The following is a 25,847-nucleotide window of genomic DNA, read 5'->3' on the forward strand; positions in this document are numbered from 1 at the left end:
CTATCGTCGTAGGGGGTCAACGACTCTTGACCCCCTACTGTTCCTCTTCCTCGATCTTCCGAAGCGAGTTCCGTCGTGCGTGCGTACCTGTCCGTCTGGCGCCTGCCGTCCGCCCCCGTGCTGCTGCTCGCCGGCTTCGCCGGCCGGCTGCCCTCGGCGATGGTCCCGCTGGCGCTGCTGCTCATGGTGCAGCAGCAGACCGGTTCCTACGCCGCCGCCGGCCTCGCGTCGGCGACCTACGGCCTCGCGATGGCCGCCATGGCGCCGGTGCTCGGCCGGCTCGCCGACCGGCGCACCCCGCGCCCGGTCCTGCTCGGCCAGGCCGGCGCCTACCCCCTCCTGCTCGCCGTGCTGGTGGCCGTCGTCCTCGGCGGCGCGCCGATCGCGGTCGTCGTCGCCGCGTCGGCGGCGGCCGGTGCGGCGACGCCGCTGGTGTCGGGCACCGTGCGGGCGCTGTGGTCGCGGGTCGACCCGCGGGTGCGCGGCACCGCCTTCGCCCTCGACGCCACCGCCACCGAGCTGGTCTTCGTCGCGGGCCCCACGCTGGTCGCGACGCTCGCCGTCCTCACCGGCCCGGCGTGGGCGCTCGGCGTCGCCGGCCTGCTCGCGGTGGCCGGCGCGCTGGGCATCGCGACGTCGAGGGCGCTGCGCGGCTGGACGCCCGTGCCGGCCGCCCAGCGCACCAGCCCCTTCGCCACCGTGCTCGCCCCCGGCATGCCGCGGGTGCTGGTCAGCGGCTCGGCGCTGATGCTCGGCTTCGGCGCGCTGGAGGTGGCCATCCCGGCGTTCGCCGACGCCGCCGGCTCGCCCGGCATGTCGGGCCTGCTGCTGGCGCTGTGGTCGCTGGGCTCGGTGGCCGGCGGCCTGTGGTTCGGTGCCCGCGTGGTGAGCGCCTCGCTGCCGCGCCAGTACCGGTGGCTGCTGCTCGGCGTCACGATCGGCCTGGCGCCGCTGGCCGCGGCGTCGAGCCCGTGGGTGCTCGGCGCGCTGCTGTTCCTCGGTGGGACGGCGATCGCGCCGACGCTCACCGTGCAGAACTCGCTGGTCGGCGCCCTCGCCCCGGCGCACGCCACCACGGAGGCCTTCACCTGGCTCTCCACGATGGCCACCGGCGCCTCGGCGGTCGGCGCAGCGCTCGGCGGGGCGCTGATCGACGGCCCGCACGGGGTGACCGGCAGCCTGGTGCTGGCGGTGGCCGGCGCCGCCGTCGCGGTGCTGGTGACCCTGCTGCCAGGGCGTCGCGCGGTGTCGTCCCCGCGGGAGCGGGTGGCCGTCTGAGCCCGCCCTCCCGGCCCGGACCCCCCGGGCTGGGAGGGCCGCGGAGGCCGCTGGTAGTCTCTTCCCCGGTGGTTCCGGGGGGACTCGGACCCCGGGAGGCTTCGCCTAGTCCGGTCTATGGCGCCGCACTGCTAATGCGGTTTGGGTTAATCCCCATCCCGGGTTCAAATCCCGGAGCCTCCGCGCACGACAACTGCACAGCACGCACCCGTAGCTCAACGGATAGAGCATCTGACTACGGATCAGAAGGTTAGGGGTTCGAATCCCTTCGGGTGCACGTCTTGGTTGAGACACCGCCACGGCCCCGCTCCTCGCGCAGGAGCGGGGCCGTGGTGTTCCTCACGCCCGCGCCCGCCGCTCCGTCCGCGCCCGGGCCCGCGCGTGCGCCCGGGTCAGCAGGTCGCGCACCGTCGCCCCCGTCCGCGGCCCCGGGTCGACCACGCAGACCCAGCCCAGCTCGCCGTAGACCGGGTGGGCCAGCACGGTGTCGGTCGTGTCCGGGGCGGGCTCGTCGTCGCCGGCCGGCTCCCGCGGCGCCCGGCCGACCAGCGCGGTGAACTCCTCCCGCCCGACGCCGACGTTCACCCGGAACGTCCCGGGCCGGTCCAGCCGCGACGACCGGTCGCCGGGTGCGTCCTTCGTCACGACCGTCGCGAACGGCTGGGTCCGCGGCACGACGCCGTCGGGCGCCCAGTGGAGGAAGACGTCGCCCCAGGCCGCCTCCGGCGAGCCGTCGCCCGGGCCCGGCCGCAGGACCAGGACGCCGCCCAGTGAGGTGACGTGACCGATGATCTCGTCGATGTCCACGCCTTCGAGCGTGGCATCCAGGTCCCTGTGGAGGGTCGGGCCCGAGGAGACGGGGAGGAACCGGTGCGGAGTCTCCAGTCGGGCCTGCGGACGGTCGACGTCGCCCGGCGGGCCGGGTGCTCGGTGCAGCACGTGCGTGACCTCGAGGCCGCGGGCGTGCTGCCTCCGGCCGGGCGCACCGCGTCGGGGTACCGCACCTTCGCCGAGGAGCACGTCCGCGCGGCGCAGGCCCACCGCGCGCTCGCGGCCGCCGTCGGGCCGGTGCACGCCACGGAGCTCCTCCGCGCCGCCCACCGGGACCCGCCGGGGCTGCTCCGCCTCCTCGACGCCGCCCACGCCCGGCTCGACGCCGAGCGGCGCGACCTGACCCTCGCCCGCGAGGCCGCGGAGCTGATCGCCGGTGAGCCGATCCGGGACGTGCGGCCCTCGGACGCGATGGGCGTCGCCGAGCTCGCCGCGGCCCTCGGCGTGCGCCCGTCGACCCTGCGGCACTGGGACGCCGAGGGGCTGGTCAGCCCGAGACGGGGAGCCGGCGAGGCGCGCCGCTACTCGCCGGCCGACGTCCGGGACGCCCGGATCGTCCACCAGCTCCGCCGGGCGGGGTACGGCATCGGCCCGCTCCGGGAGCTCGTGCCGCGGTTCCGCGAGGCGGGGCGGCACGACGACGTCCGCGCCGCGCTGGCCGCCCGGGACGCCGACGTCGACGCCCGGTCCCGGGCGCTGTTCGAGGGGACCGCCGCGCTCGCCGCGCTGCTCGGCGCGGGCCTCGGGGGAGGGGATCGAGGGGCGGGGGGCCGGTCCTGACGGTCTGGCCGCGTTGGTCGGTCCACCGAGCTGTCGGTGGCCACTCGATTGCCGGCTGCCCCCGCCCACGTCCACTGTGAGCCGCATCACAGGAGGCGTCAACCCCGGGCGGGCGTGTCCCTCAACCCTCCGTGCCGCGCGGGACCACGACCACCGGGACCGGCGCCGCGCGCACGATGCGGGTCGCCGTCGAGCCGAGGAACACCCGCGCCAGCGGGCCCAGCCGGGACGAGCCCACGACCAGCAGGTCGCCGTCGGACCACCCCGCGGCGGACACCGCACCGGGCCACCCCGGGCCCCGCGCCACCGCGGTCCCCGGCGGGCCGGGCAGGCCGGCGGCCACCCGGTCCAGCTCCTCCCGCGCCTGCCCGGCCCACGCGGAGGCCACCTCGCGCTCGACGTGCAGGCCGGTCTCCGAGGGCAGCAGCGGGTCGCGCTCGGGCGCGAAGGTGACCAGGCGCAGCGGCACCTCCCACGCGGCCGCGGTGCGCTGCGCCCAGGCCAGCGCGGCGCGGGAGCGGTCGGTGCCGGCCCACGCGCAGGTCAGCCGCGTCACGCGCGGCCCCGGCGCGCCCGCCCGCGCGGCCAGCGCCAGCGGCACGGGGGAGGAGCGCAGCAGGTGCTCGGGCACCGCGCCCTCCCGGCCGAGGACCAGCAGCGTCCCGCCGACCTGCCCGACCACGGTGACCAGCCCGGCCGGCACCGACGGCGCCTCGAGGGCGACGGTGCGCACCTCGGCCACCCCGGCCTGCCGCAGGTCGTGCGCCGCCCGGCCCTGGCGGGAGCGGACGACGTCGGCGACCCACGTCCGGTACTCGTGGTCCACCCGCGGGTCGGGGAAGCCGCGCGGGACCACCGTGGCCACCACGACGTCGTCCCCGCCCGTGCGGGCGAGCGTCGCGGCCAGCCGGAGGTGGGCCGCGCCGCCGTCCTCGAGGTCGGCGGGGTGGCCGACGACGAGGGTCACCGGGGCGTCCGCAGCGCCGAGTGGGTGCGGGCGTAGGTGACGTAGACGACCGCGGCGATCGCCAGCCAGCCGGCGAACAGCGCCCAGGTGACGCCGGGCAGCCCCCAGATCAGGTAGAGGCAGAAGACCACCGACAGCAGCGGCACCACCGGGAAGCCGGGCACGCGGAAGCCGCGCGGCAGGTCCGGCTGCGTGCGGCGCAGCACGACCACCCCGATGGACACCACCGTGAACGCGACCAGCGTGCCCATGCTGGTGAGGTCGACGAGGAAGTCCAGCGGGACGAACCCGGCCAGCAGGCCGACGAACAGCGCGACGGCGACCGTGCCGCGCACCGGGGTCAGCGTGCGGCGGTCGACCCGGCTGAACAGCGACGGGATCATGCCGTCCCGGCTCATCGCGAACAGGATCCGCGTCTGGCCGTACATGGTCACCAGCGTCACCGAGAAGATCGAGACGACCGCCCCGGCGGCCAGGACGATCGCGGGCCAGCGCGACCCGGTGACGTCCTCGAGGATCACCGCGAGCCCGGCCTCCTGACCCTCGAAGGCGCCGGCGGCCTGGGCGCCGACCGCGGCGACGGCGACCAGCAGGTACACGGCCGTCACCACGACGAGGGCGCCGACGATCGCCCGCGGCAGCGTCCGGCGCGGGTCGCGCACCTCCTCGCCGGCGGTGGAGACGGCGTCCAGGCCGATGAAGCTGAAGAAGATCGACGACGCCGCGGCGCTGATCCCGGCCACGCCGAGCGGGGCGAAGGGCGCGAGGTTGCCGGCGTCGAAGGCGGTGAACGCGACGGCGGCGAAGAACAGCAGGACGCAGACCTTGAGCACGACCATGACGGCGTTGGCCCGCGCGGACTCGCTGGCCCCGCGGACCAGCAGCAGCGCGCACAGGGTCACCAGCACGATGGCCGGGAGGTTGACCGCGCCACCCGCGCCGGGGGCGAAGGCCAGCGCGTCGGGGATGCGCACGCCCAGCAGGTCGTCGAGCAGCTCGTTGAGGTACTCGCTCCAGCCCACCGACACCGCCGCCGAGCTGACCGCGTACTCCAGCACCAGGCACCAGCCGACGACGTAGGCGACGACCTCGCCGAGCGTCGCGTACGCGTAGGAGTACGACGAGCCCGCGACCGGGATGGTGGAGGCCAGCTCCGCGTAGCAGAGCGCGGTGAACCCGGCGGTGATCGCCGCCAGGACGAACGACACGACGACGGCGGGGCCGGCCTCGGGCACGGCCGTGCTCATCACGAAGAAGATCCCGGTGCCGATGGTGGCGCCGATGCCCAGCCCCATGAGCTGGCCGACGCCGATGCGGCGGGCCAGCGCTCCGCCCTCGGGGTCGCCGGCGCCGGTCTCCTCGACCATGAGCGCGACCGGCTTGCGGCGGAACAGCTGGGAGCGCACGGAGGGAGCACTCACGCGGACCTCCTCGACGGCGGGTCGACCGCGCCCACCCTCCCGCCTCTGCACGGGGGCGGCGAGTTCAGCCCACCCGGCGGAGCACCTCCGGGCCCAGCTCGGCGACCGAGGTGTGACCGGTGAGGCCGAGCGTCAGGTCGAACTCGCCGAGGACGTCGGAGACGACCTGCCGCACGCCTTCCTCCCCGGCCAGCCCCAGGCCCCAGGCGTAGGGCCGGCCGAGCAGCACCGCCCGCGCGCCGAGGGCGACGGCGACCAGCACGTCGGCGCCGCTGCGGACGCCGCTGTCGAGCAGCACCGGCCCGCGGTCGCCGACGGCCGCCACGACGTCGGGCAGCGCGTCCAGCGCGGAGATCGAGCGGTCGACCTGCCGGCCGCCGTGGGTGCTCACCACCACGCCGTCGACGCCCTCGTCCAGCGCCCGGCGGGCGTCGTCGGGGTGCAGGACCCCCTTGAGCAGGATCGGCAGCCGGGTGCGGGCCCGCAGCCAGGCGAGGTCGGCCCAGGTGATCGAGGGCCGGGAGTAGGTGGCCAGGAACGTCTCGACGGCGGCCCGCGGCAGCGGCGAGCGGAGGTTCTCCCGGAGCGGGCCGGGCCAGGCGCGGGCCATCCCGACCATCGCCAGCACCGCGGCGAGCGTGGGCCGGGGCTGGCGGTCGCGCCCGGCGGCCTCGCCCGCCTGCGCGGGGGCGGCGTCGCCGGCCGCGGCGACGCGGGCCTCGACCAGCCGCCGGAACGCCGGGTCGGAGGTGTACTGGGCGATCCCCTTGCCGAGCGCGAACGGCAGGTGCCCGAGGTCGAGGTCGCGCGGGCGCCAGCCGAGCATCGTGGTGTCGAGGGTGACCACCAGCGCCTCGCAGCCGGCGGCCTCGGCCCGGCCGACCAGGCTCTCGACCAGCTCGTCGGAGGTCGACCAGTACAGCTGGAACCAGCGGGGCGCGTCGCCCATGGCCTGCGCGCACGTCTCCATGGGCACCGACGCCTGGTTGGAGAAGACGAACGGCACCCCGAGGGACGCCGCGGCGCGGGCCACCGCGAGGTCGGCCTCCCGGTGCACCAGCTCCAGCGCCCCGACCGGGCCGAGCAGCACCGGCGCGGGGATCCGCCGCCCGAGCAGCTCCACGGAGGTGTCGCGGTCGCTCACGTCGCGCAGCACCCGGGGGACGACGGCCCACCGGTCGAAGGCGGCGCGGTTGGCCCGCTGCGTGTTCTCCTCCCCGGCGCCGCCGGCCACGTAGGCGTAGGCCCGGGCGGTCAGCCGCGCCCGCGCCCGGCGCTGCAGGGGCTCCGCGGTGGTGGGGACGAGCGGCGAGCGCCCGTACACCCCGGCGCGGTAGACCTCGTTCTGGCGGCGGCGACCGGTCCCGGCTGCTGAGTCCACGGGGCCACCGTAGTGATCCGGCTCACCGGCCCCGCCCGGCCCTCGCGGCCCCCGCGGTCCCGACACGCCGGGCCGTTCGCCGCGACGCGCCGTCGGCCCGTCGTCAACGGGCGTTCCCGGACCGCATGATGGGGGAGCGCCGCCGCCGGAACCACCGGTGCCGCGGCGTGCACGACCGCTCGAGGGGGAAACGTGCCGGTCGGGTCAGTGCCGAGGCGCACGCCCCGCCCCGTCGTGCCGACGGGGCCCGCTCTCCTGTTCGCCGTGTCCGGCCTCCTGGCCGGCTGGGTGGCGCTGGCCGGCCCCGCGCTGGCCGCCGACGACCCGGCCCGGCCCGACGCGCGCGTCACCCACGGGCCGAGCTGCCGCCCCGGCGGGGTCGCGGTCGAGGTGACGGCCGGGACCGTGGCCTACGCGGTCACGCTGGCCACCACGCGCAGCCCGGACGGCGAGGACTCCGCCGAGCTCGCCCCCGGCGAGACGGTGGTGCTGCGGACCGGTGACGTCGACTGGGGCGAGACGATCGACAGCCGGCTGGAGTACACCGCGCTCGACGGCTCGGGGACGGCGTACACCGACGAGCTCGACGGCTTCTCCTTCACCCGCCCGGCCGAGGAGGACTGCGCCGCGATCACCGCGCCGTCGCCCGCGGAGGTCCCGCCGGCCCCGATGCCGACCCCCGTCCCGGAGCCCGGTGCCCCGGCGGGCGAGGCCGTGCCGATGCCGGTGCCCGGCCTGCCCGCTCCGGAGACCGCCCCGGGAGCTCCCGCCGACGGCCCGGACGCCGGCGCCTCGGTGTCGGCCTCGGCCGAGCAGGTGGCCGCCGGCGGTGAGGTCGTGCTGAGCGCGGCGGGCTTCGGCGCGGGGGAGCAGGTCACGGTCAGCGGCCCCGACGGCACGGTGCTCGGGACCGCGGTGGCCGCGCCGGACGGCACGGTCGAGGTCGCCGTCCGCATCCCCGACGGCGGGGTCCCCGGGCCGACGACGCTCGAGGTGGTCGGCGCCGACAGCGCGCGCACCGCCGCGGTGGACCTGCGCGTCGCCGCGGCGCAGGGGCCGGTCGACCCCGACCCGCTGCCGCTGCCGCTGGTGGCGGCCGGCCTGGCGCTGGTCACCACCGCCGCGGGGCTGGTGCTGGCTGCGGGCCGGCGGCACCCCGCGGACCCGACCGGGAGCGCCTGACGCGGACCTGGGCGACGATGGTGCGGTGACCCCCGACGACGTGCTGACGACCGGGATCCCGGCCGACCCCGCGGCACTCGCCGGAGCCGCGCCGGGCGCCGCGGAGACCTGGCTGCGGATCGTGCAGGTGCACGACCGGATCACCCACCGGGTCGACTCCGCGCTGCACCGCGAGCACGACCTGTCCCTCACCGGCTTCGAGGCGCTGCGGCGGATCGCCGAGGCGCCGGGCGAGCGCGCCACGATGGGCGAGGTCGCCGAGGCCCTCGGGCTGTCCCGCGCCGGGGTCACGAGCACCGTCGGCCGGCTGGTCGAGCAGGGCCTGGTCGTGCGCGAGCGGCGGCCGGGGGACCGGCGGCTGCTGCACGCGCGGCTCACCGAGGCGGGCCGCGAGCGCGTCCGCGCCGCCGCGGTCACCCACGACGAGCTCGTCGCGCACCTGCTCACCCTCCTGGGTGACGACGCCGCGGTCGTCACCGACGCGCTCGCCCGGGTCTCCGCCGCCACCCGCATCCGCCGATGAGCTGAGGACCCTCCCGTCCCCGGCCGGAACGACGTCGTCCGGGGGAACTTCAAGCCCGTAGTGTTTGCGGGCGGTCGTGCCCGGGCAGGGCGCGATCATGTCCGTGAGCTGCGCCGTCGTCGTGCCGACCATCGGCCGGCCCTCGCTCGACGTGCTGCTCGACGCGCTGGCCGCCATGCCCGGCCCCCGCCCGGCCGAGCTGATCATCGTCGACGACCGCCCCGCCGGGTCCCCGCTGGCCGTCGACCGGCCCGGCCTCCCGCCGACCCGCGTCGTCCGCACCGGCGGCGGCGGGCCGGCCCGCGCGCGCAACCTCGGCTGGCGCACCGCCCGCACGGAGTGGATCGCCTTCCTCGACGACGACGTCGTCCCCGACCCCGACTGGTACGAGCGGCTGGCCCGGGACCTCGCCGACCTGCCCGCCGACGTCGCCGGCAGCCAGGGCCGGGTGCGGGTGCCGCTGCCGGAGGACCGCCGGCCCACCGACTGGGAGCGCGGCACCGCCGGCCTGGCCACCAGCTCCTGGATCACCGCCGACCTCGCCTACCGCCGCGCCGCGCTGGCCGCCGTCGGCGGGTTCGACGAGCGCTTCCCCCGCGCCTTCCGCGAGGACTCCGACCTGGCGCTGCGCGTCATGGACACCGGCGGCCGGCTGGTGCGCGGGCAGCGCCGGATCACCCACCCGGTCCGGCCCACCGACCGGTGGGTGAGCGTGCGCGTGCAGGCCGGCAACGCCGACGACGTCCTCATGCGCCGGTTGCACGGGCCGGGCTGGCGCGAGCGCGCCGACGCCGCGGTCGGCCGCCGTCCGCGGCACCTCGCCGTCACCGCCGCCGGGCTCGCCGCGCTCGGCCTGGCCGCCGCCCGCCGTCCCCGCGCCGCCGCGGCCGCGGCGCTGGCCTGGGCCGCCGGCACCGCCGAGTTCGCCTGGGCCCGCATCGCGCCGGGCCCGCGGGACCGGGCCGAGGTGACCACCATGGCGCTCACCAGCGCGGCCATCCCGCCGCTGGCCACCTGGCACTTCCTGCGCGGCGCGGTGCGGCACCGCCGCGTGGCGCCGTGGCGCGGGCTGCCCGACCTGGTGCTGTTCGACCGCGACGGCACCCTCGTGCACGACTTCCCCTACAACGGCGACCCCGACTGGGTCCGCCCGGTCGACGGCGCCCGCGAGGCCCTCGACGCCCTGCGCTCCCGCGGCGTCCGGGTGGGGGTCGTCAGCAACCAGTCCGGCGTCGCCCGCGGGATCATCACCCGCGGCCAGGTGGACGCCTGCATGGCGCGGCTGGCCGAGCTGCTGGGCCCCTTCGACACGCTGCAGGTCTGCCCGCACGGCCCCGAGGACGGCTGCGACTGCCGCAAGCCGGCACCGGGGATGGTCAAGGCCGCCTGCGCCGAGCTCGACGTCGACCCGGCGCGGACCGTCGTGATCGGGGACATCGGCGCCGACGTCGAGGCCGCCGCGGCCGCCGGCGCCGGCGGCATCCTGGTGCCCACACCGGTGACCCGGCGGCAGGAGGTCGACGCCGCGCCGCGCGTGGCCGCCTCGCTGACCGCCGCGGTCGACGACGTCCTGGCCGGCCGGTGGTGAGGCCCCGCCGGGGCACCGTCCTCGTCGCCCGGCTCGACAACGCCGGCGACGTCCTCCTGCAGGGGCCGCTGGTCCGCGCCGTCGCCGCGTCCGCCGAGCGCGTCGTGTTCCTCGCCGGCCCGGCCGGCGCCGAGGCCGCCGCGCTGCTGCCCGGTGTCGACGAGGTCTGGACCTGGGCCTGCCCGTGGATCCTCGGCGACCCGCCGCCGGTCGACGCCGCCGACCTGGCCGCGCTGACCGACCGGGTGCGCGCGCTCGCCCCCGACGAGGCGGTCGTCAGCACCTCGTTCCACCAGTCCCCGCTGCCGCTGGCGCTGCTGCTGCGCGCCGCCGGCGTCCCGCGGATCTCGGCCACCAGCGTCGACTACCCCGGGTCGCTGCTCGACGTCCGGCACCGGGTCGGCCAGGACGACGAGGTGGACCTGCCGGAGCCCGAGCGCGCGCTCTCGCTCGCCCGGGCGGCCGGCTTCGACCTCCCCGACGGCGACGACGGCCGGCTCGCCGTCCGCCGCCCGCTCCCGGCCGTCGGTCACGAGCCGGGCTACGTGGTCCTGCACCCCGGCGCCTCGGTGCCCGCCCGCGCCTGGCCCGCCGAGCGCTGCGCCGAGGCGGTCGAGGCGCTCGCCGACGCGGGCCGCCGCGTGCTGGTCACCGGCGGGCCGGGGGAGCGGGCGCTCACCGCCGCGGTCGCCGGCACCCGCGGCACCGACCTCGGCGGGGCCACGAGCCTGCCGGAGATGGCCGCGCTGCTCGACGGCGCCGCGGCCGTCGTCGTCGGCAACACCGGCCCCGCGCACCTGGCCGCCGCCGTCGGCACCCCGGTCGTCTCGCTGTTCAGCCCGGTCGTGCCGGCCGTCCGCTGGGCGCCCTACGGCGTCCCGACCGTGCTGCTCGGCGACCAGGACGCGCCCTGCCGGGACACCCGGGCCCGCGTGTGCCCGGTGCCCGGCCACCCCTGCCTCTCGTCGGTGAGCGCCGCCGACGTCGTCGCCGCCGTCGAGAAGGTGATCGCCGCATGAGGGTCCTGGTCTGGCACGTGCACGGCTCCTGGACGACGGCGTTCGTCCAGGGCCCGCACGAGTACCTGCTCCCGGTGACCCCCGACCGGGGTCCCGACGGGCTCGGCCGCGCGCGCACCTGGGACTGGCCGGCGTCGGCCCGCGAGGTGACGCCGGAGCAGCTGCGCGACGAGCACGTCGACGTCGTCGTGCTGCAGCGGGTGCGGGACCTGGAGCTGGTCCGCGAGTGGCTGGGCCGCGAGCCCGGCCGGGACCTGCCGGCGGTGTTCCTCGAGCACAACGCCCCCGGGCTGGAGGAGGGCGCCGCCCCGGTGCCGTACACCCGGCACCCGCTGGCCGACCGCGACGACGTCCCGATCGCGCACGTCACCCACTTCAACCGGCTCTTCTACGACAACGGCCGCGCCCCGACGACGGTCGTCGAGCACGGCATCGTCGACCCCGGCGAGCGCTGGACCGGCGAGCTGGCCCGCGCCGCCGTCGTCACCAACGAGCCGCTGCGCCGCGGCCGCACGGTGGGCGCCGACCTGCTGCCCGGGCTGGCCGCCGCCGCGCCGGTCGACGTGTTCGGGATGGGCCTGTCCGGCCTGCACGAGCGGTACGGCCTGGACCCCGGCCGGGTGGCGCTGCACGACGACCCGCCGCAGGCCGCCATGCACGCCGAGCTGGCCCGCCGCCGGGTCTACGTGCACCCCGTCCGCTGGACCTCCCTCGGGCTCTCCCTGCTCGAGGCGATGCACCTGGGCATGCCGGTGGTCGCGCTGGCGGCCACCGAGGTGGTGGAGGCGGTGCCCCAGGGCGCCGGCGTGCTGTCCACCCGGCCCGAGGTGCTGTGGGAGGCGGTCCGCACCTACCTGCACGACGAGGACGCCGCCCGGCTGGCCGGCAAGGCGGCGCGCGCCGCCGCGCTGGAGCGGTACGGGCTTCCCCGGTTCCTCTCCGACTGGGACACCCTGCTGGAGGAGGTCACCCGATGAGGACGCACCGGGGCACCGGCGCACCGCTGCGCATCGACCTGGTCAGCGAGCACGCCTCGCCGCTGGCGGCCATCGGCGGCGTGGACGCCGGCGGCCAGAACGTGCACGTCGCCGCCCTGGCCGCGGGCCTGGCCGCGCGCGGCCACGACGTCACCGTGCACACCCGCCGCGACGACCCGGACCTGCCCGACGAGGTGCCCACCGCCGACGGCTACGCGGTCAGCCACCTCACCGCGGGGCCGGCGCGGGCGCTGCCGAAGGACGACCTGCTCGGCCACGTGCCGGAGCTCGCCGCCGCGCTGCGCGCCCGCTGGGGCGTGCGGCCGCCCGACGTCGTCCACGCCCACTTCTGGATGAGCGGGCTGGCCGCCGTCGAGGCCGCCGGGAGCCTGCTCACGCCGGTGCCGGTGCTGCAGACCTTCCACGCCCTCGGCTCGGTCAAGCGCCGCCACCAGGGCGACGCCGACACCTCCCCGGCCGGGCGGATCGAGCTCGAGCGGGACCTGTGCGCGGCGGTCGACCACGTGGTGGCCACCTGCAGCGACGAGGTGTTCGAGCTGCGCCGGCTGGGCCTGTCGCGCGACCGCGTGTCGATCGTCCCGTGCGGCGTCGACACCGCCGTGTTCACCCCGCGCGGCCCGGTGGCGCCGCGCTCGGGCCGGCCGCGGCTGCTCGTGCTCGGCCGGCTGGTGGAGCGCAAGGGCCAGGAGGACGCCGTCCGCGCGCTGGCCGCCGTCCCGGACGCCGAGCTGGTCGTCGTCGGCGGCCCGCCGGCCGACGCGGTCGACGCCGACCCGGAGGTGCGCCGGCTGCGCGCCGTCGCCGCGGAGGTCGGCGTGGCCGACCGCGTGTGCTTCGCCGGGTCGGTCGCCCGCACCGACGTGCCCGCCTGGGTGCGCTCGGCCGACGTCGTCCTGGCCGTGCCCTGGTACGAGCCGTTCGGCATCACCCCGCTGGAGGCGATGGCCTGCGGCCGCCCGGTGGTCGCCACCGCCGTCGGCGGGCTGCAGGACTCCGTCGCCGACGGCGTCACCGGCGACCTCGTGCCGCCCCGCGACCCGGCCCGGCTCGGCGAGGTGCTCGCCGCGCTCCTGGCCGACGACGCCCGCCGCGCCGCCTACGGCGCGGCCGGGGTCCGGCGCGCCCGCGCCCGCTACCGGTGGGCCCGCGTGGCCGCCGACACCGAGGCCGTCTACCGGCAGGTCCTGTCCACCCGGCGTCCCGTCGAGGCCGTCCGATGAGCGCCCCTGGAGGCCGCCCCGTGAGTGTCGCTCCCCACCATGCCCACGAGAGCACTGCCGGCGAGGCCGTCTCACCCGACTCCTGCACGCACCTCACCGGCCGCGACCACGTCGCGTCGCTGCAGGCGGCCGTGCGCAGCCTCGACGCCTCGGTCGACACCCTCGACCGCTGGGGCCGGCTGCTGGCCGACGTGCTGTGCGGGGAGTCCCGCGGGCGGCTGCTGGCGGCCGGTAACGGGGGCAGCGCCGCGCAGGCGCAGCACCTCACCGCCGAGCTGGTGGGCCGCTACCGCGCCGACCGGCCGCCGTTCTCGGCGATCTGCCTGACGGCGGAGACCTCCTCGCTCACCGCGATCGCCAACGACTACCCGGCCGACGAGCTGTTCGCCCGCCAGGTCGAGGCGCACGGGCGGGCGGGCGACGTCCTGGTGCTGCTGTCCACCTCCGGGCGCAGCCCCAACGCCGTCGCCGCCGCCCGCCGGGCCCGCGAGTGCGGCATCACCGTCCTGTCGATCACCGGTCCCGCGCCGAACCCGCTGGCCGCGGCGTCGGACGAGGCGGTCTGCATCGACTCCCCGTGGACGGCGACCGTGCAGGAGTGCCACCTGGTCGCGCTGCACCTGCTGTGCGCCGCCTTCGACGCCGCGGTGCTGGCCGAGCCCGCCCGCGTGCCGCAGACCCGCCTCGGGATCGCCCGGTGAAGCCGCTGGTGGTCGTCGGCGACGCGCTGCTCGACGTCGACCTGGTCGGCACCGCGTCCCGGCTCACCCCCGACGCGCCGGTGCCGGTGGTCGAGGACCTGGAGGCCCGCGAGCGCCCCGGCGGCGCCGCGCTGGCCGCGGTGATCGCCGCCCAGGCGACGAACCGCGAGGTCGTGCTGGTCGCCCCCCTCGCCGACGACGACGGCGCGGCCCGGCTGCGCGCGCTGCTGGCCGGGCGGGTGCGGCTGGTCGCCGTCCCGGCCACCGGCGGCACCGCGGTCAAGCGGCGGGTGCGCGTGGGCGACCACTCCGTCGTGCGGCTGGACAGCGGCGCGCCCACCGTCACCCTCGGCGAGCTGCCCGAGGAGGCGCGCGCGGCCGTCCGCGACGCCGCCGCGGTGCTGGTGGCCGACTACGGCCGCGGCACCACCGCCGACCCCGCCGTCCGGGCGCTGCTGGCCGAGGCCGGCGGGCCGGTCGTGTGGGACCCGCACCCCCGGGGCGCCGACCCGGTGCCGTCCGTCCGGCTGGTCACGCCCAACGGCCCCGAGGCCGCCCGCGTGGCCGCGGACGTGCCCGCCGACGGCGACGGCCTGGCCGCCGTCGGGGCGCGGGCCGAGGCGCTGATCCGGCACTGGGGCGTGGGCGCGGTCGCGGTGACCCTCGGCGCGCGCGGCGCGCTGCTGTCCTACGGCGAGGGCGCGCCGATGGTCGTGCCCGCCGTACCGGTGACCGGCGGCGACCCCTGCGGCGCCGGCGACTCCTTCGCCGCCGCCGCGGCGCTGGCGCTCGCCGACGGCGCGGTGACCGGCGAGGCGGTGGCCGCGGCGGTCGCCTTCGCCGGCCGGTTCGTCGCCGCGGGCGGGGCCGGCAACTGGAGCGGGGCGTGGGACGCCGCCGCGGTGCCCGAGCCGGACGTGGCCGCCGAGGACGACGTGTCCGCCCTGCTCGCCCGCGTGCGCGTCGCCGGCGGCACCGTGGTGGCCACCGGCGGCTGCTTCGACCTGCTGCACGCCGGGCACGTGGCCACGCTGCGCGCCGCCCGCGGGCTCGGCGACTGCCTGGTCGTGTGCATCAACTCCGACGACTCGGTGCGCCGGCTCAAGGGCCCCTCGCGGCCGCTGGTGACCGCCGCCGACCGCGCGCGCGTGCTCGAGGCGCTGGAGTACGTCGACGCCGTCGTGGTGTTCGACGAGGACACCCCGGCGGAGGTGCTCGACCGGCTGCGGCCCGACGTCTGGGCCAAGGGCGGTGACTACGCCGGCGCCGACCTGCCCGAGGCCGCGGTGCTGCGGCAGTGGGGCGGCCAGGCCGTCGTCCTGCCCTACCTGGACGGCCACTCGACCACCGCCCTGGTCGAGCGCTCCCGCGTGTGATGGAGGACCCCCTCGCCCCCCACCGCTCGCGAGCTCGCGGCGGGTCCCTGCGAGGGAGCCGTTCCGGCAGTCCCGTGGCCGTCGTCCTGCGGCCGCTGGGGCTCGGTGACCTGCTCACCGGGGTCCCGGCGATCCGGGCCGTGCGGGCGGCCGTGCCCGGTCACCGGCTGGTCCTGGCGACGACGACCGCGCTCGCGCCGCTGGCCGGGCTGGTCGACGCCGTCGACGAGGTGCTGCCCGCCCGCGAGCTCGAGCCGCTGGACTGGCCGGGGCCGCCGCCGGAGCTCGCCGTCGACCTGCACGGGAAGGGGCCGGCCTCGCACGTCGTCGTCGCCGACCTGCACCCGCGGCGGCTGCTGACCTTCGCCAGCCCCGGCTGGCCGGGCCCGGCCTGGTACCCCGACGAGCACGAGGTCCGGCGCTGGTGCCGGCTGGTGTCCGAGGGCCTGGGCGTGGCCGCGGACCCCGACGCGCTCGACCTCGCCGTCCCGGACGTGCCCCCCGCGGTGCCCGGCGCGGCGCTCGTCCACCCCGGCGCGGCGTTCCCCGGTCGGCGCTGGCCGCCGGAGCGCTTCGCCGCCGTCGCGCGGTGGCTGGCCGACGCCGGGCACGACGTCCGCGTCACCGGCGGCCCGGCCGAGCGCGAGCTGGCCTGCGCCGTGGCGCACGGGGCGGGGCTGTCCGACGACGCGGTGCTCGCCGGGCGCACCTCCACCCTGGAGCTGGCCGCCACGGTCGCCGCGGCGCGGGTGGTGGTCAGCGGCGACACCGGCGTCGCGCACCTGGCCACCGCCTACCGCCGGCCGTCGGTCGTGCTGTTCGGCCCGGTGTCACCGGCGCTGTGGGGCCCGCCTCCGCGCGAGCAGCACGTCGTCCTCTGGCACGGCGACGGCACCGGCGACCCGTGGGCCACCGAGCTGGACCCGGCGCTCGCGCGGGTCAGCGTCCCGGAGGTCACCGCCGCGCTGGAGCGGCTGGGCCCCTACCTCTGACGCAGCGCGTCGAAGAGCACGCCCTGCAGGTCGTTGGGGTCGACGGCGGAGTAGGCGGCGCCGCCGGTGGCCTGCGCGATCTGCTCGAGGGCCGCGACGTCGGCGTCCGGGCCGAGCGCCACACCGATGACCTTCACCGGCCGCTGCGGGTCGGCCTCGTCCTGCAGCGTCTGCACCAGCTGGTCCAGCGCGATGCCCGACGAGTCCTCATTGGTGCCGTCGGTGACGAGGACGACGCTGCTCACCGCGTTGGGGTCGTACTGCTCCTGCGCGGCGCGGACGGCGGCCAGCGCGGTGTCGAACAGGCCGGTGCCGCCGGGGGACAGCCGCCCGGGGAGGGTGTCGAGCTGCTCGTCGAGCGCGTCGCGCTGCGTGCCGCCGTCGACCTCCTCGTCGAGGGTGCGGATGGGCGCGAGCTCCACCCAGTCCTGCTCGCCCTGCAGCTGGTAGGCGAAGACCCACAGCCCGATCGACGAGGTGCCGGGGATGAGGGTCAGCGCGCTCTTGGCGGCGTCCCGGGCGAGCGTGGCGCGGGTGCCGTCGCCGGCGGGGGCCTCCATCGACTGGGACACGTCGATGACGGTGAGCAGCCGCGACGGCGCGGCGAGCCGGGCGAGCTCGGCCAGCAGGCCCTGCACCTGCTCGGCGTCGACCGGCAGCACCTCGGGCGCCTGCTCCCGCACGCCGGGGCCGGGGTCGGTCGGCGCGGTCCCGTCCGCGTCGCGGAAGCCGGCGGCGAGGACGGCGGTGCGCGCGGCCTCCGACGTCAGCGCCCGGACGACGGCGTCCACGGCGGCCCGGTCGTCGTCACCGGGGGAGCCGACCCGCAGCACCGGGTAGTCCAGCTCGGGCGACCCCTCGGCCGGGTACACGGCGACCAGCTGGGGGTCCTCGGCGCCGCGGTTGACGCTGATGACCTCCTGCTCGCTCACCGGCACCAGCGGGGACCCGGGGTCGCCGGACTGCGCCGTGGCCAGCGCGTCGGCGGGGCTGACGGCCGGCCCGCGGCGGGCGGCCAGGACCGCCTGGACGACGGCGTTGTCCGCCGCGTCGCCGCCCCCCAGCGACGTGCGGACGGCGGCCAGCGCGGCGACGCCCTCGGCGCTGGCGGCGAGGTCCGGGACGGCGACCGGGCGGGCGCCGGACAGGGCCTCGCTCCACTGCGGCGCCTGCTCGCTCCAGCCGAGCGCGTCGGCGGCGGCCCGGCTGGTGCCCAGCACGACCGGCGAGGTGGCCATGGAGCCGGACGGGTCGAGCGGCGCGTCGCCGGCGCGCACGGTCCACAGCGAGCTGTCGGGCACCCAGACCTGGGGCAGCGCGGAGCCCTCCAGGGCGGAGAGGTCGCCGACGGTCTGCAGCGGCTCCTGGGCGGCGACCTCGGCCGCCGCGCAGGCGCCGCCGCCGAGGTCCTGGGGCTCGGCGAGGAGGTCCTGGGCGACGTCTCCGAGCTCCGGGGCGACGGTCACCCGGACGGTGCGGGTGGTCCCGCACCCGTCGCTGCTGCCCGAGCCGGCCAGCCACCACACCACGCCGCCGGCCACGAGGGCCACCACGAGGAGGGCCACGACCAGGGCGATCGGGGCCGGGCGCTGCACGCGGCGCGCAGAGGTGGTGTCGGCGTGGCGGCCCATGGGTTGCTCTCCGTCAGTGTCCGGTTCCTCGGCGTGCCCCCTAGCCGCCTGTCCCAATGTAAACGTGAACCAGGACACCGAGGAGGGGTGCCGCCGGAGAAGTGGCCCAGGACACCCGCCGGGCTCAGCCGGCGCGCAGCGCGGCGGCCTCCCGCTGCTCGGCGAACCAGGCCACCGTGCGGCGCAGACCCTCCTCGGAGGGGACCGTGGGCCGCCAGCCGAGCAGCTCCTCGGCGCGGCGGGTGTCGGGCCGGCGGACCTTCGGGTCGTCGACGGGCAGGTCGACGTACTCGATCCCCGACGACGACCCGGTGAGCTCGATGATCCACTGGGCCAGCCGCAGCATCGACAGCTCGTCGGGGTTGCCGACGTTCACCGGACCGGGCTGGTCGGAGCAGGCGAGGGCGAGGATGCCGCGGACGGTGTCGTCGACGTAGCAGATCGAGCGGGTCTGCGAGCCGTCGCCGGCCACGGTCAGCGGCCGCCCGGCCAGCGCCTGGCCGACGAAGGCGGGGATGGCCCGGCCGTCGTCGGGGCGCATGCGGGGGCCGTAGGTGTTGAAGATCCGCACGATGGCGGTGTCGGTGCCCTTGGAGGTGCGGTAGGCGGTGGTCATCGCCTCGCTGAAGCGCTTGGCCTCGTCGTAGACGCCGCGCGGGCCCACCGGGTTGACGTTGCCCCAGTACTCCTCGGGCTGGGGGTGCACCAGCGGGTCGCCGTAGACCTCCGAGGTGGAGGCCAGCACGTAGCGGGCGCCCTTCTCGTGGGCCAGGCCCAGGGTGTGCAGGGTGCCCAGGCTGCCGACCTTGAGCGTCTCGATCGGCATCCGCAGGTAGTCCAGGGGGCTGGCCGGCGAGGCGAAGTGCAGCACGAGGTCGACGGGTCCGGGGACGTGCACGAAGTCGGTGACGTCGCAGCGGACCAGGCGGAAGCCGGGGTGCTCCATCAGGTGGACGACGTTCTCGGGCGAGCCGGTGAGGAAGTTGTCGAGGCACACCACCTCGACGCCGCGGTCGAGCAGGTGCTCGCACAGGTGGGAGCCGAGGAACCCGGCGCCGCCGGTCACCACCGCCCGCCGGATCGTCCGCGCCGCGTGCACCATGCCGTGCTCCTCGTCTCGCCGTCGTACCCCGGGACGGGGGCCTGCGCAGAGCCCTACCCGGAGATCAACTGCCGACACTTCGGGAGCTGAGCGTTCTCGCGGCGGTCACCCGGGACGGCGAACGGGCCGCCGACCCCGGTGGGGGTCGGCGGCCCGTCGCCGTGCGGGGAGTCCTAGTTGACGGGCTCCTCGTCCGGGATGCCGTTCTCCGGCGGAGTGGCGGCCTGGCCGTCGTACTCCTCGATCTCGGCGTCGCCGTTGTCGGTGACGAGCACGGGGGTCAGGTCCTCCGAGCCCTCGCCGACGATCCGGCTGACCGACATGCCGCTGTAGCCGGCGTGGCGGTCCTCCGAGTAGCGGAAGGGCGCGAAGCCCGGGCCCTCCCACTCGGAGCCGGCCTGCTCGACGGCGGCGACCAGGTCGTCACGCGTCGGGTTCTGGCCGGCGGACTGCAGGGCCTGCACCATCGTGTAGGCCTGCGACATGCCGTAGACCCGGTAGTTGGTGAGCTCGCCCTCCTGGCCGGACTCGTCCCAGACCCGCTGGAACAGCTGGATCCAGGGGTTGTCCGGCTGGTCGACCGTCGGGATGTACTCGGTGGTCAGGACGCCGTCGAGCAGGCTGGCGTCGCTGACCTGGCCCTCGGAGAAGCGGGCCAGCAGCGAGCCGACCAGCTGCGGGTCCGAGCCGATGTTCGAGTAGAACCACTGCGGCCGGTAGCCCAGCTGCAGCGCGGTCAGCTGCGAGAGTGCGGTGTAGCTCGGCACGTTGAAGCCCAGGACGAGGTCCGCGCCGGCGGCCTGGAGGGCCGAGATCTGCGGACGGACGTCGGTGTTGCCGGGGACGTAGGTCTCCTCGGCGACGATCTGGTCCTCGAGGTACCGGCGGGCACCGGCGGCGCCGTCCTCGCCGAGGTCGTCGGCCTGCAGGAACAGGCCCACCTTGGCGTCGGGGAAGTTCTCGGCCACGTACTGGCCGATGATCTTGGCCTCGATCTCGTAGTCGGGCTGCCAGCCGAAGGTGTACGGCTTCTCCTCGACGTCGTCCCACAGCCGCGAGCCCGACGACACGAACAGGTCGGGCACGCCCTCGCTGTTGAGGAAGTCGGTGACCGCGTTGTGGGTCGGCGTGCCCAGACCCGACATGAGCGCGAACACCTCGTCCTCGAGGACGAGCTGGTTCACGACCTGGCTGGTGTTGGTCGGGTTGTACGCGTCGTCCCGGTAGACGAACTCGATCTGCCGGCCGTTGACCCCGCCGTTGGCGTTGACGTAGTCGAAGTACGCCTGGACGCCGGTCGGGATCTCGCTGTAGCCGGGCGCCGCGACACCGGTGAGCGGGTAGTGCGCACCCAGCTTGATCGAGTCCTCGGTGATGCCGACGTCCGAGGCCTCGTTCTCCTCGCTGCCGCCACCGCCGCCGCCGCCACCGGAGTCCCCGCCGCCACAGGCGGCCAGGGTGGTGGCGACGGTCGCCGCGGCCACGAAGCTGACGAGGCGTCGTGAGGATCGTGTCAAGGGTTCTCCTCTGGAGGGACCCGGGCGCCTTCGCCCGGGGGTCTGGTGGGGGGTGGGGAAGCTGAGATGCGGCCGCTGGCCGGGGTGGGGGACAGCCGTCGGGTCCCGGCTCCTCACCCCCTGGCGCGGGCGGCGGTGCGCCGCGCGCGCTGCTTCATCCAGGCCAGCCGGACGGACCCGACCAGCCCCGCGGGGGCGAAGAGCATGACCAGCACGAGGATCACGCCGTAGACGACGTAGGAGATCTCGGCGGCCTGGGCGGCGTCCATGTCGAAGGACTCCCCGAGGTCCCGCAGGTACCGCGGCAGGAAGACCAGCAGCGCCGAGCCGATCAGCGCGCCGAAGAGGCTGCCCAGACCGCCGATGACGATCGCGGTCAGCAGGGACAGCGACAGGACGATCGTGAACGCCGTCGGCGCGGTGAGCCGGACGACGAGGGCGAGCACCGCGCCGGCCAGGCCCGCGGCCGCGGCGCTGACGACGAACGCCGTCACCCGCCAGGCGCCCAGGTTGATGCCGGCCAGCTCGGCGGCGACCTCCTGGTCGCGGACCGCGCGCCAGGTGCGCCCGACCCGGCTGCGCATGAGGTTCGCCAGCAGGAAGTAGGTGAGCAGCAGGCAGGCGACCGCGATGTAGGCGATCCACTTCACGCCCGAGGCCGAGTTGCCCGACAGGGTGCGGATCGTCTCGACGAACCAGTCCGGCCGGTCCGGGGTGGAGACCGTCAGGCCCTGCTCGCCGCCGAGGGTGTCGGAGAAGTACAGCGCCAGGCCGGGCAGGCCGACGGCGAGCGCGAGCGTCGCGCCGGCCAGGTAGGGGCCGTGCAGGCGGGCCGCGGCCACGCCGACGATCGCGCCGACGATCGAGGTGAGCGCCACCGCGATCAGGAAGACCACGGCCAGCGGCAGCGGCTCCTCGGCGTCGAGCAGCAGGGCGGTGGTGTAGCCGCCGACGGCCATGAGCGCGCCGTGGCCGAGCGAGATCTGCCCGTTGAGGCCGGTCAGCACCGTCAGCCCGCCGGCGGCGATGGCGTAGAAGGCCACGTAGCCGATCTGGGCGTTGAAGCCGAGGTCGGTGGCCTCGAGCAGCAGCACCGCGAGGACGGCGCCGATGACGAGCACGACCAGGTGCCGCAGCAGCGTGTTCCGCGGCAGGAACGTGCGGCCGCCGGTGGCCTGGGCCGAGCTCGCGTCGGCCGCGGCCGTGGCCAGCGACGGCGCGTCGGAGGACGCGGCGCCGGCCTGCGGCGGGGATGCGGGGGTCTGCAGGTCGCTCATGCCGCTCACGCCCTCCGGGTCTGGGTGGTCGAGAAGAGGCCGCCGGGCCGGACGAGCAGGACGATCACGAGGACCACCAGGGCGGCCAGGCCGACCAGCTCGTCGGCGACGTAGCCGCGGACGTAGCTCAGCAGGAGGCCGAGCAGCAGCCCGCCGACGACGGCGCCGACCGGCGAGTCCAGCCCGCCGAGCACCGCGGCGACGAAGCCGAACACGATCAGCGAGTCCATGAACGTCGGGGTGACGAAGGCGGTCTCGGCGGCGATGAGCATCCCGGCCAGCGAGCCGACGACGGCGGCCAGCGCCCAGCCGAGGGTGAGCATCCGGCCGACCCGCACGCCGAGCAGCCGGGCGACCTCCTGGCCGAACGCCGAGGCGCGCATGGCCAGGCCGACGCGGGTGAACCGGAACAGGGCGGTCAGGCCGGCCATGACCACCAGCACCGCGAGGAGGGTGAACACGGTGTTGGGGCTCAGCGCCAGGTTCGAGTCCCCGACGGTGAAGCCGATGTTCGAGAACGGCGGGACGAAGGCCCGCTGGTTGACGCCGAACAGGACCGAGATCAGCGCCTGGATCGCGATGAACAGACCGAGGGTGACGATGACCGCGTTGAGCTCCGGCCCGCCCTCGACCGGGCGGATGACGACCCGCTCGACGACCGCGCCGATGAGCAGGCCGGCCAGCAGGGCGACCACGAGACCGACCCAGTAGGACTGGCCGTTCTCGATGAGGGCGAGGGCGATGAAGGTGGTGAGCGCGGCCATCGCGCCCTGCGCGAAGTTGACGATCCGGGTGGACCGCCAGATGAGCACGAGGGCCAGGGCGAACGCCGCGTAGACCGCTCCGTTGATCACCCCGCCGAGGGTGAGGTTGACGAACTCTCGCACGTGGCTGCCTTCCTGGTGCTGCGGGGGAGCGGGGTCTAGAAGCCGAGGTAGGCGTGCCGGAGGTCCTCGTCGCCGGCGAGCCGGGCGGCGTCGTCGGTGACCACGACCCGGCCCAGGTTCAGCACGACGCCGGTGTCGGCCACCGACAGCGCGCTGCGCGCGTTCTGCTCGACCAGCAGCACCGAGAGGCCCTCGGTGTCGACCAGGTGGCGGACCAGGCCGAAGATCTGCGCCACGATCCGCGGGGCCAGGCCCAGGGACGGCTCGTCGAGCAGCAGGACCTTCGGCCGGGCCAGCAGCGCGCGGCCGATGACGAGCATCTGCCGCTCGCCGCCGGACAGCGTGTGCGCCGTCTGGTTGCGCCGCTCCCGGATCCGCGGGAAGAGGTCGTAGACGCGGTCGAACTCGTCCTGCGCGACCTTGCCGCGGAACAGCGAGCCGACCCGCAGGTTCTCGTCCACGGTGAGCTCGGCGATGACGCCGCGGCCCTCGGGCACGTGCGCCATGCCCTTGGTGACCATCGCCTCGACCGGGGCGCGGGTGACGTCCTCCCCGTTGAGGGCCACCCGGCCGGCGGTGGGCCGGACCAGGCCGCTGATGGTGCGCAGCAGCGTCGTCTTTCCCGCGCCGTTGGCCCCGAGCACCGCGGTGATCCGGCCCTGCTCGGCGCGCAGGGTCACGCCGTCGAGCGCCTTGACCGGGCCGTAGGAGGCCGACAGGCCCTCGACGTCGAGGACGGCGGTGGCGGTCGCCGTGCCGCCGGCGGGGGCCGTCGCGCCCTTGGTCAGGCCGGTCCCGGCGGTGCCCGCCGCCGTGCTGCCGTGCGCCTCAGCCACGGGTCGTCCCCCCGTCGGTCGCGGCCAGCTCGCTGGCGTCGATCGTGTCGTCGACGGCGTCGCCGAGGTAGGCCTCGGTGACCGCCGGGTCGTTCTGCACCTGCTCCGGGGTGCCGGCGGCGATCAGCTGGCCGGAGTCCAGGACGGTGATCTGGTCGCACACCCGCATGACCAGGTCCATGTGGTGCTCGACCAGCAGGACGCTCATCCGGCCGCTCAGGTGCTGGATGAGCTCGCCCAGCTCGTGCATCTCGTCCTCGCTGAGGCCGGAGGCCGGCTCGTCGAGCAGCAGCAGCTCGGGCTCGGAGACCAGCGCGCGGGCCAGCGCGACCCGCTTCTGCACCGGGTACGGGAGGCTGCCGGGGTAGCGGCCGGCGTAGTCCGCGGCGTCCAGCTCGCCGAGCGCGGCCGTGGCCCGCTCGCGCAGCCGGGCGTCGTCCTTGTCGGCGGTCGGGATCGCGAACAGCGCGGAGAAGAAGCCGGCGCGGGCGTGCTTGTGCGCGCCGACCATCACGTTCTCGAGCACCGTCAGGCCGGGGAACAGGCCCACGCCCTGCAGGGTGCGCGCGATGCCGAGCTTCGCGAGCTGGTTCGGCCGCAGCCGCCGCAGCTCCTGGCCGCGCCAGACGATCCGGCCCTCGGTGGGGCGGACCAGCCCGCAGGCCACGTTGAACATCGTCGTCTTGCCGGCGCCGTTGGGGCCGATGAGCCCGTGCACCTGACCCGGCTCGACGGTCAGTGACACGTCGGTGAGGGCCTTCACGCCGCCGAAGGCGACGCTGATCCCGGTCATCTCGAGCCGGGCGGTGGGCGATCGGTCCTGGTGCCGGGTGCTGCTGCCTGCGGTTTCCGGCGGCTGCGCCAAGGTGCCCACGTCTCCTCTGCGTCGGGGAGGTCGCCGCGCTGCCGACCGCCGCCCGGGGGGCGACGATTGGGTCACGGCTACGTCCGTATGACTCTGCGGGCCGGTGAAGACCGTCACAATGGGCGCACCGCACAGTGATCGGTGCCACGTGTTGTGCTCTGTGCGATGAACACAGGAGGTGAGCGCGTGCGGACGGCCCCCTGGGGTGTGGAGGAGCGCCTCGCCGAACTGGTCCCGGCCCTGCTGGACCGGCTCGACGAGATGACCGACCGGATGGTGGAGGTGCTGGTCGAGACCGAACCCGCCTACCGCGAGGCCCTGCTCGGGGGCGACCAGCAGATGCGCGCGACGCTGCGGCGCAACCTCGAGGTCGGCGTCCGCGGCCTGCGGCCCGACGTCCCCGCGGCCTACCACCAGAGCCACGCGGAGGGCGCCCGCGCCGTCGGCCGGCTGCGGGCCGCGCAGGGCATCCCGCTCGAGGCCGTGCTCCGCGCCTACCGGCTCGGCGGCCAGATCACCTGGGAGGCGCTGGTCGCGCTGTCCCGCCAGGGCGCCCGGCACGACGACGGGCTGCTGCTCGAGGTCGCGGGCTCGCTGTGGCGCACCAACGACCGCGGCTGCAGCGCCGCCGCGGAGGGCTACCGGGACGAGGAGCGGCGCCGCTCGGGGCTCGACGCCGCCGAGCGCCAGCGGCTGCTCGACGGGCTGCTCGACGGCCGCGGCGGGGACCCGGCCTACGCCCGCACCGCCGCCGACCTGCTGTCGGTGCCGCTGGCCGGCCGGCTGGCGGTCGTCGTCGCGCCGGCCGGCGAGGAGGGGGACGCGCTCCCCGAGCCGACGTCGGCGCTGCTCAAGCGAGGCATCCGCTCGGCGTGGGGCGCCCGGTCGCAGGCCGCCGTCGGCCTGGTGGCGCTGGGGACCCGCCGGTTGCCGGAGCTCCTGACCTGGCTCGGCGCCGTGGCCACCGGGCCGGTCGGGGTGTCCTCCGTCGTCGAGGGCGCGGCGGCCGTGGCCGGCGCCTACCGGCTGGCCGAGACCGCCGCGCGCACCCTGCCCGAGGGCGTCGCCCGGGTCGTCACCATCGACGACCGGCTGCCCGAGGCGCTGCTGAGCAACTCCCCGGAGATCGCCGCGCGGCTGGTCGGCCAGACCCTCGGCCGGCTGCTCGAGCTGCCCGGGGACGAGCGCGAGGTGCTGCTGGAGACGCTGTCGGCCTTCCTCGACGCCGACGGCTCGCCGACGCGCGCGGCCGACCTCCTGTACTGCCACCGCAACACGGTCATGCACCGGCTGCGGCGGATCGAGTCGGTGACCGGCCGCAAGCTCACCGACCCGCGGGCCCGGCTGCTGTGGCAGCTGGCCCTGCTGGGCACCGGTCACCACGACGCCGGGCACCGCCGGCCGGTCCGCGACTCCGCCTAGCGACCTGCTGGAACGGCCCCCTCGCAGGGGCCCGCCGCGAGCTCGCGAGCGGT

Annotated in this window: 23 protein-coding genes and 2 tRNA genes; 14 read left to right on the forward strand and 11 right to left on the reverse strand. The window is 76.7% G+C overall.

Annotated features, from left to right (window positions below; all coding sequences use genetic code 11):
• Positions 1-117 precede the first annotated feature (117 nt).
• From ACI8AB_RS17260 to ACI8AB_RS17270, 3 genes are all read left to right on the forward strand, one after another.
• Entirely contained in the window at positions 118-1,278 is a 1,161-nt protein-coding gene (locus ACI8AB_RS17260) for an MFS transporter (RefSeq protein WP_456951125.1), read from the forward strand.
• A 94-nt stretch (positions 1,279-1,372) separates the two neighbouring features.
• Positions 1,373-1,461, forward strand: a tRNA-Ser gene (locus tag ACI8AB_RS17265).
• Between the two features lie 21 nt (positions 1,462-1,482).
• Positions 1,483-1,555, forward strand: a tRNA-Arg gene (locus tag ACI8AB_RS17270).
• Between the two features lie 62 nt (positions 1,556-1,617).
• Here the strand turns inward: ACI8AB_RS17270 and ACI8AB_RS17275 are convergent.
• On the reverse strand, positions 1,618-2,085 hold the full coding sequence (locus tag ACI8AB_RS17275) for a DUF6194 family protein (protein ID WP_456951126.1): 468 nt from the start codon (positions 2,083-2,085) through the stop codon (positions 1,618-1,620).
• A gap of 63 nt (positions 2,086-2,148) precedes the next feature.
• Here ACI8AB_RS17275 and ACI8AB_RS17280 point away from each other — a divergent pair, with 63 nt between their 5' ends.
• Positions 2,149-2,889 carry a MerR family transcriptional regulator gene (locus tag ACI8AB_RS17280; protein ID WP_456951127.1) on the forward strand — a complete coding sequence of 247 codons (741 nt, stop codon included), beginning with the start codon at positions 2,149-2,151 and terminating at the stop codon, positions 2,887-2,889.
• A gap of 121 nt (positions 2,890-3,010) precedes the next feature.
• Here the strand turns inward: ACI8AB_RS17280 and ACI8AB_RS17285 are convergent, their stop codons facing one another.
• The 3 genes from ACI8AB_RS17285 to ACI8AB_RS17295 form a co-directional block, all read right to left on the reverse strand.
• Complete coding sequence (locus ACI8AB_RS17285; protein WP_456951128.1) at positions 3,011-3,856, reverse strand: universal stress protein; 846 nt, start codon at positions 3,854-3,856, stop codon at positions 3,011-3,013.
• A complete protein-coding gene (locus tag ACI8AB_RS17290; RefSeq protein ID WP_456951129.1) occupies positions 3,853-5,277 on the reverse strand; it encodes an amino acid permease in 1,425 nt (474 codons plus the stop codon). Before ACI8AB_RS17290 ends, ACI8AB_RS17285 begins: the two co-directional genes overlap by 4 nt.
• A 64-nt stretch (positions 5,278-5,341) precedes the next feature.
• The gene (locus ACI8AB_RS17295) at positions 5,342-6,658 is read right to left on the reverse strand and encodes an alpha-hydroxy-acid oxidizing protein (protein ID WP_456951130.1); all 1,317 of its coding nucleotides are present in this window, start codon (positions 6,656-6,658) and stop codon (positions 5,342-5,344) included.
• Between the two features lie 264 nt (positions 6,659-6,922).
• Between ACI8AB_RS17295 and ACI8AB_RS17300 the strand changes: the two genes are divergently transcribed.
• The 9 genes from ACI8AB_RS17300 (at position 6,923) to ACI8AB_RS17340 (ending at position 16,257) form a co-directional block, all read left to right on the forward strand.
• A complete protein-coding gene (locus ACI8AB_RS17300; RefSeq protein WP_456951131.1) occupies positions 6,923-7,840 on the forward strand; it encodes a hypothetical protein in 918 nt (305 codons plus the stop codon).
• Positions 7,841-7,865: 25 nt separating this feature from the next.
• Positions 7,866-8,363: a MarR family winged helix-turn-helix transcriptional regulator gene (locus ACI8AB_RS17305; protein ID WP_456951132.1), complete on the forward strand. Its 498-nt coding sequence runs from the start codon at positions 7,866-7,868 to the stop codon at positions 8,361-8,363.
• A gap of 97 nt (positions 8,364-8,460) precedes the next feature.
• Positions 8,461-9,951 carry an HAD-IIIA family hydrolase gene (locus ACI8AB_RS17310; protein WP_456951133.1) on the forward strand — a complete coding sequence of 497 codons (1,491 nt, stop codon included), beginning with the start codon at positions 8,461-8,463 and terminating at the stop codon, positions 9,949-9,951.
• A complete protein-coding gene (locus tag ACI8AB_RS17315) occupies positions 9,948-10,970 on the forward strand; it encodes a glycosyltransferase family 9 protein (protein WP_456951134.1) in 1,023 nt (340 codons plus the stop codon). The genes ACI8AB_RS17310 and ACI8AB_RS17315 overlap by 4 nt, the downstream gene beginning before the upstream one ends.
• Complete coding sequence (locus ACI8AB_RS17320) at positions 10,967-11,947, forward strand: glycosyltransferase (RefSeq protein ID WP_456951135.1); 981 nt, start codon at positions 10,967-10,969, stop codon at positions 11,945-11,947. Before ACI8AB_RS17315 ends, ACI8AB_RS17320 begins: the two co-directional genes overlap by 4 nt.
• Positions 11,944-13,188 (forward strand): glycosyltransferase, encoded by a 1,245-nt coding sequence (locus ACI8AB_RS17325; protein ID WP_456951136.1) that lies wholly within the window; start codon positions 11,944-11,946, stop codon positions 13,186-13,188. The genes ACI8AB_RS17320 and ACI8AB_RS17325 overlap by 4 nt, the downstream gene beginning before the upstream one ends.
• A gap of 20 nt (positions 13,189-13,208) precedes the next feature.
• Positions 13,209-13,889: a D-sedoheptulose-7-phosphate isomerase gene (locus tag ACI8AB_RS17330; protein WP_456951137.1), complete on the forward strand. Its 681-nt coding sequence runs from the start codon at positions 13,209-13,211 to the stop codon at positions 13,887-13,889.
• Positions 13,886-15,265 carry a D-glycero-beta-D-manno-heptose 1-phosphate adenylyltransferase gene (gene rfaE2 / locus ACI8AB_RS17335; protein ID WP_456951138.1) on the forward strand — a complete coding sequence of 460 codons (1,380 nt, stop codon included), beginning with the start codon at positions 13,886-13,888 and terminating at the stop codon, positions 15,263-15,265. The genes ACI8AB_RS17330 and rfaE2 overlap by 4 nt, the downstream gene beginning before the upstream one ends.
• 74 nt (positions 15,266-15,339) lie before the next feature.
• Entirely contained in the window at positions 15,340-16,257 is a 918-nt protein-coding gene (locus tag ACI8AB_RS17340; RefSeq protein WP_456951139.1) for a glycosyltransferase family 9 protein, read from the forward strand.
• Here ACI8AB_RS17340 and ACI8AB_RS17345 read toward each other — a convergent pair.
• The 7 genes from ACI8AB_RS17345 to ACI8AB_RS17375 all read right to left on the reverse strand — a co-directional run bounded on the left by ACI8AB_RS17345 (position 16,248) and on the right by ACI8AB_RS17375 (position 24,300).
• Positions 16,248-17,888: a VWA domain-containing protein gene (locus ACI8AB_RS17345; RefSeq protein WP_456951140.1), complete on the reverse strand. Its 1,641-nt coding sequence runs from the start codon at positions 17,886-17,888 to the stop codon at positions 16,248-16,250. The two genes, ACI8AB_RS17340 and ACI8AB_RS17345, sit on opposite strands and share 10 nt — an antisense overlap.
• Positions 17,889-18,012: 124 nt before the next feature.
• Positions 18,013-18,990 (reverse strand): UDP-glucuronic acid decarboxylase family protein, encoded by a 978-nt coding sequence (locus ACI8AB_RS17350; protein WP_456951141.1) that lies wholly within the window; start codon positions 18,988-18,990, stop codon positions 18,013-18,015.
• Between the two features lie 173 nt (positions 18,991-19,163).
• Entirely contained in the window at positions 19,164-20,507 is a 1,344-nt protein-coding gene (locus ACI8AB_RS17355) for an ABC transporter substrate-binding protein (protein WP_387988443.1), read from the reverse strand.
• A gap of 113 nt (positions 20,508-20,620) precedes the next feature.
• Positions 20,621-21,784 (reverse strand): branched-chain amino acid ABC transporter permease, encoded by a 1,164-nt coding sequence (locus ACI8AB_RS17360; RefSeq protein ID WP_456951142.1) that lies wholly within the window; start codon positions 21,782-21,784, stop codon positions 20,621-20,623.
• A gap of 5 nt (positions 21,785-21,789) precedes the next feature.
• A complete protein-coding gene (locus ACI8AB_RS17365) occupies positions 21,790-22,671 on the reverse strand; it encodes a branched-chain amino acid ABC transporter permease (protein WP_387988441.1) in 882 nt (293 codons plus the stop codon).
• 35 nt (positions 22,672-22,706) lie between these two features.
• A complete protein-coding gene (locus ACI8AB_RS17370) occupies positions 22,707-23,507 on the reverse strand; it encodes an ABC transporter ATP-binding protein (protein WP_456951143.1) in 801 nt (266 codons plus the stop codon).
• On the reverse strand, positions 23,500-24,300 hold the full coding sequence (locus ACI8AB_RS17375; RefSeq protein WP_387988439.1) for an ABC transporter ATP-binding protein: 801 nt from the start codon (positions 24,298-24,300) through the stop codon (positions 23,500-23,502). The genes ACI8AB_RS17370 and ACI8AB_RS17375 overlap by 8 nt, the downstream gene beginning before the upstream one ends.
• 258 nt (positions 24,301-24,558) lie before the next feature.
• Between ACI8AB_RS17375 and ACI8AB_RS17380 the strand changes: the two genes are divergently transcribed.
• The gene (locus ACI8AB_RS17380; protein ID WP_456951144.1) at positions 24,559-25,794 is read left to right on the forward strand and encodes a PucR family transcriptional regulator; all 1,236 of its coding nucleotides are present in this window, start codon (positions 24,559-24,561) and stop codon (positions 25,792-25,794) included.
• The last annotated feature ends 53 nt before the right edge of the window (positions 25,795-25,847 follow it).

The sequence above is a fragment of the Geodermatophilus sp. SYSU D00698 genome, assembly GCF_054050335.1.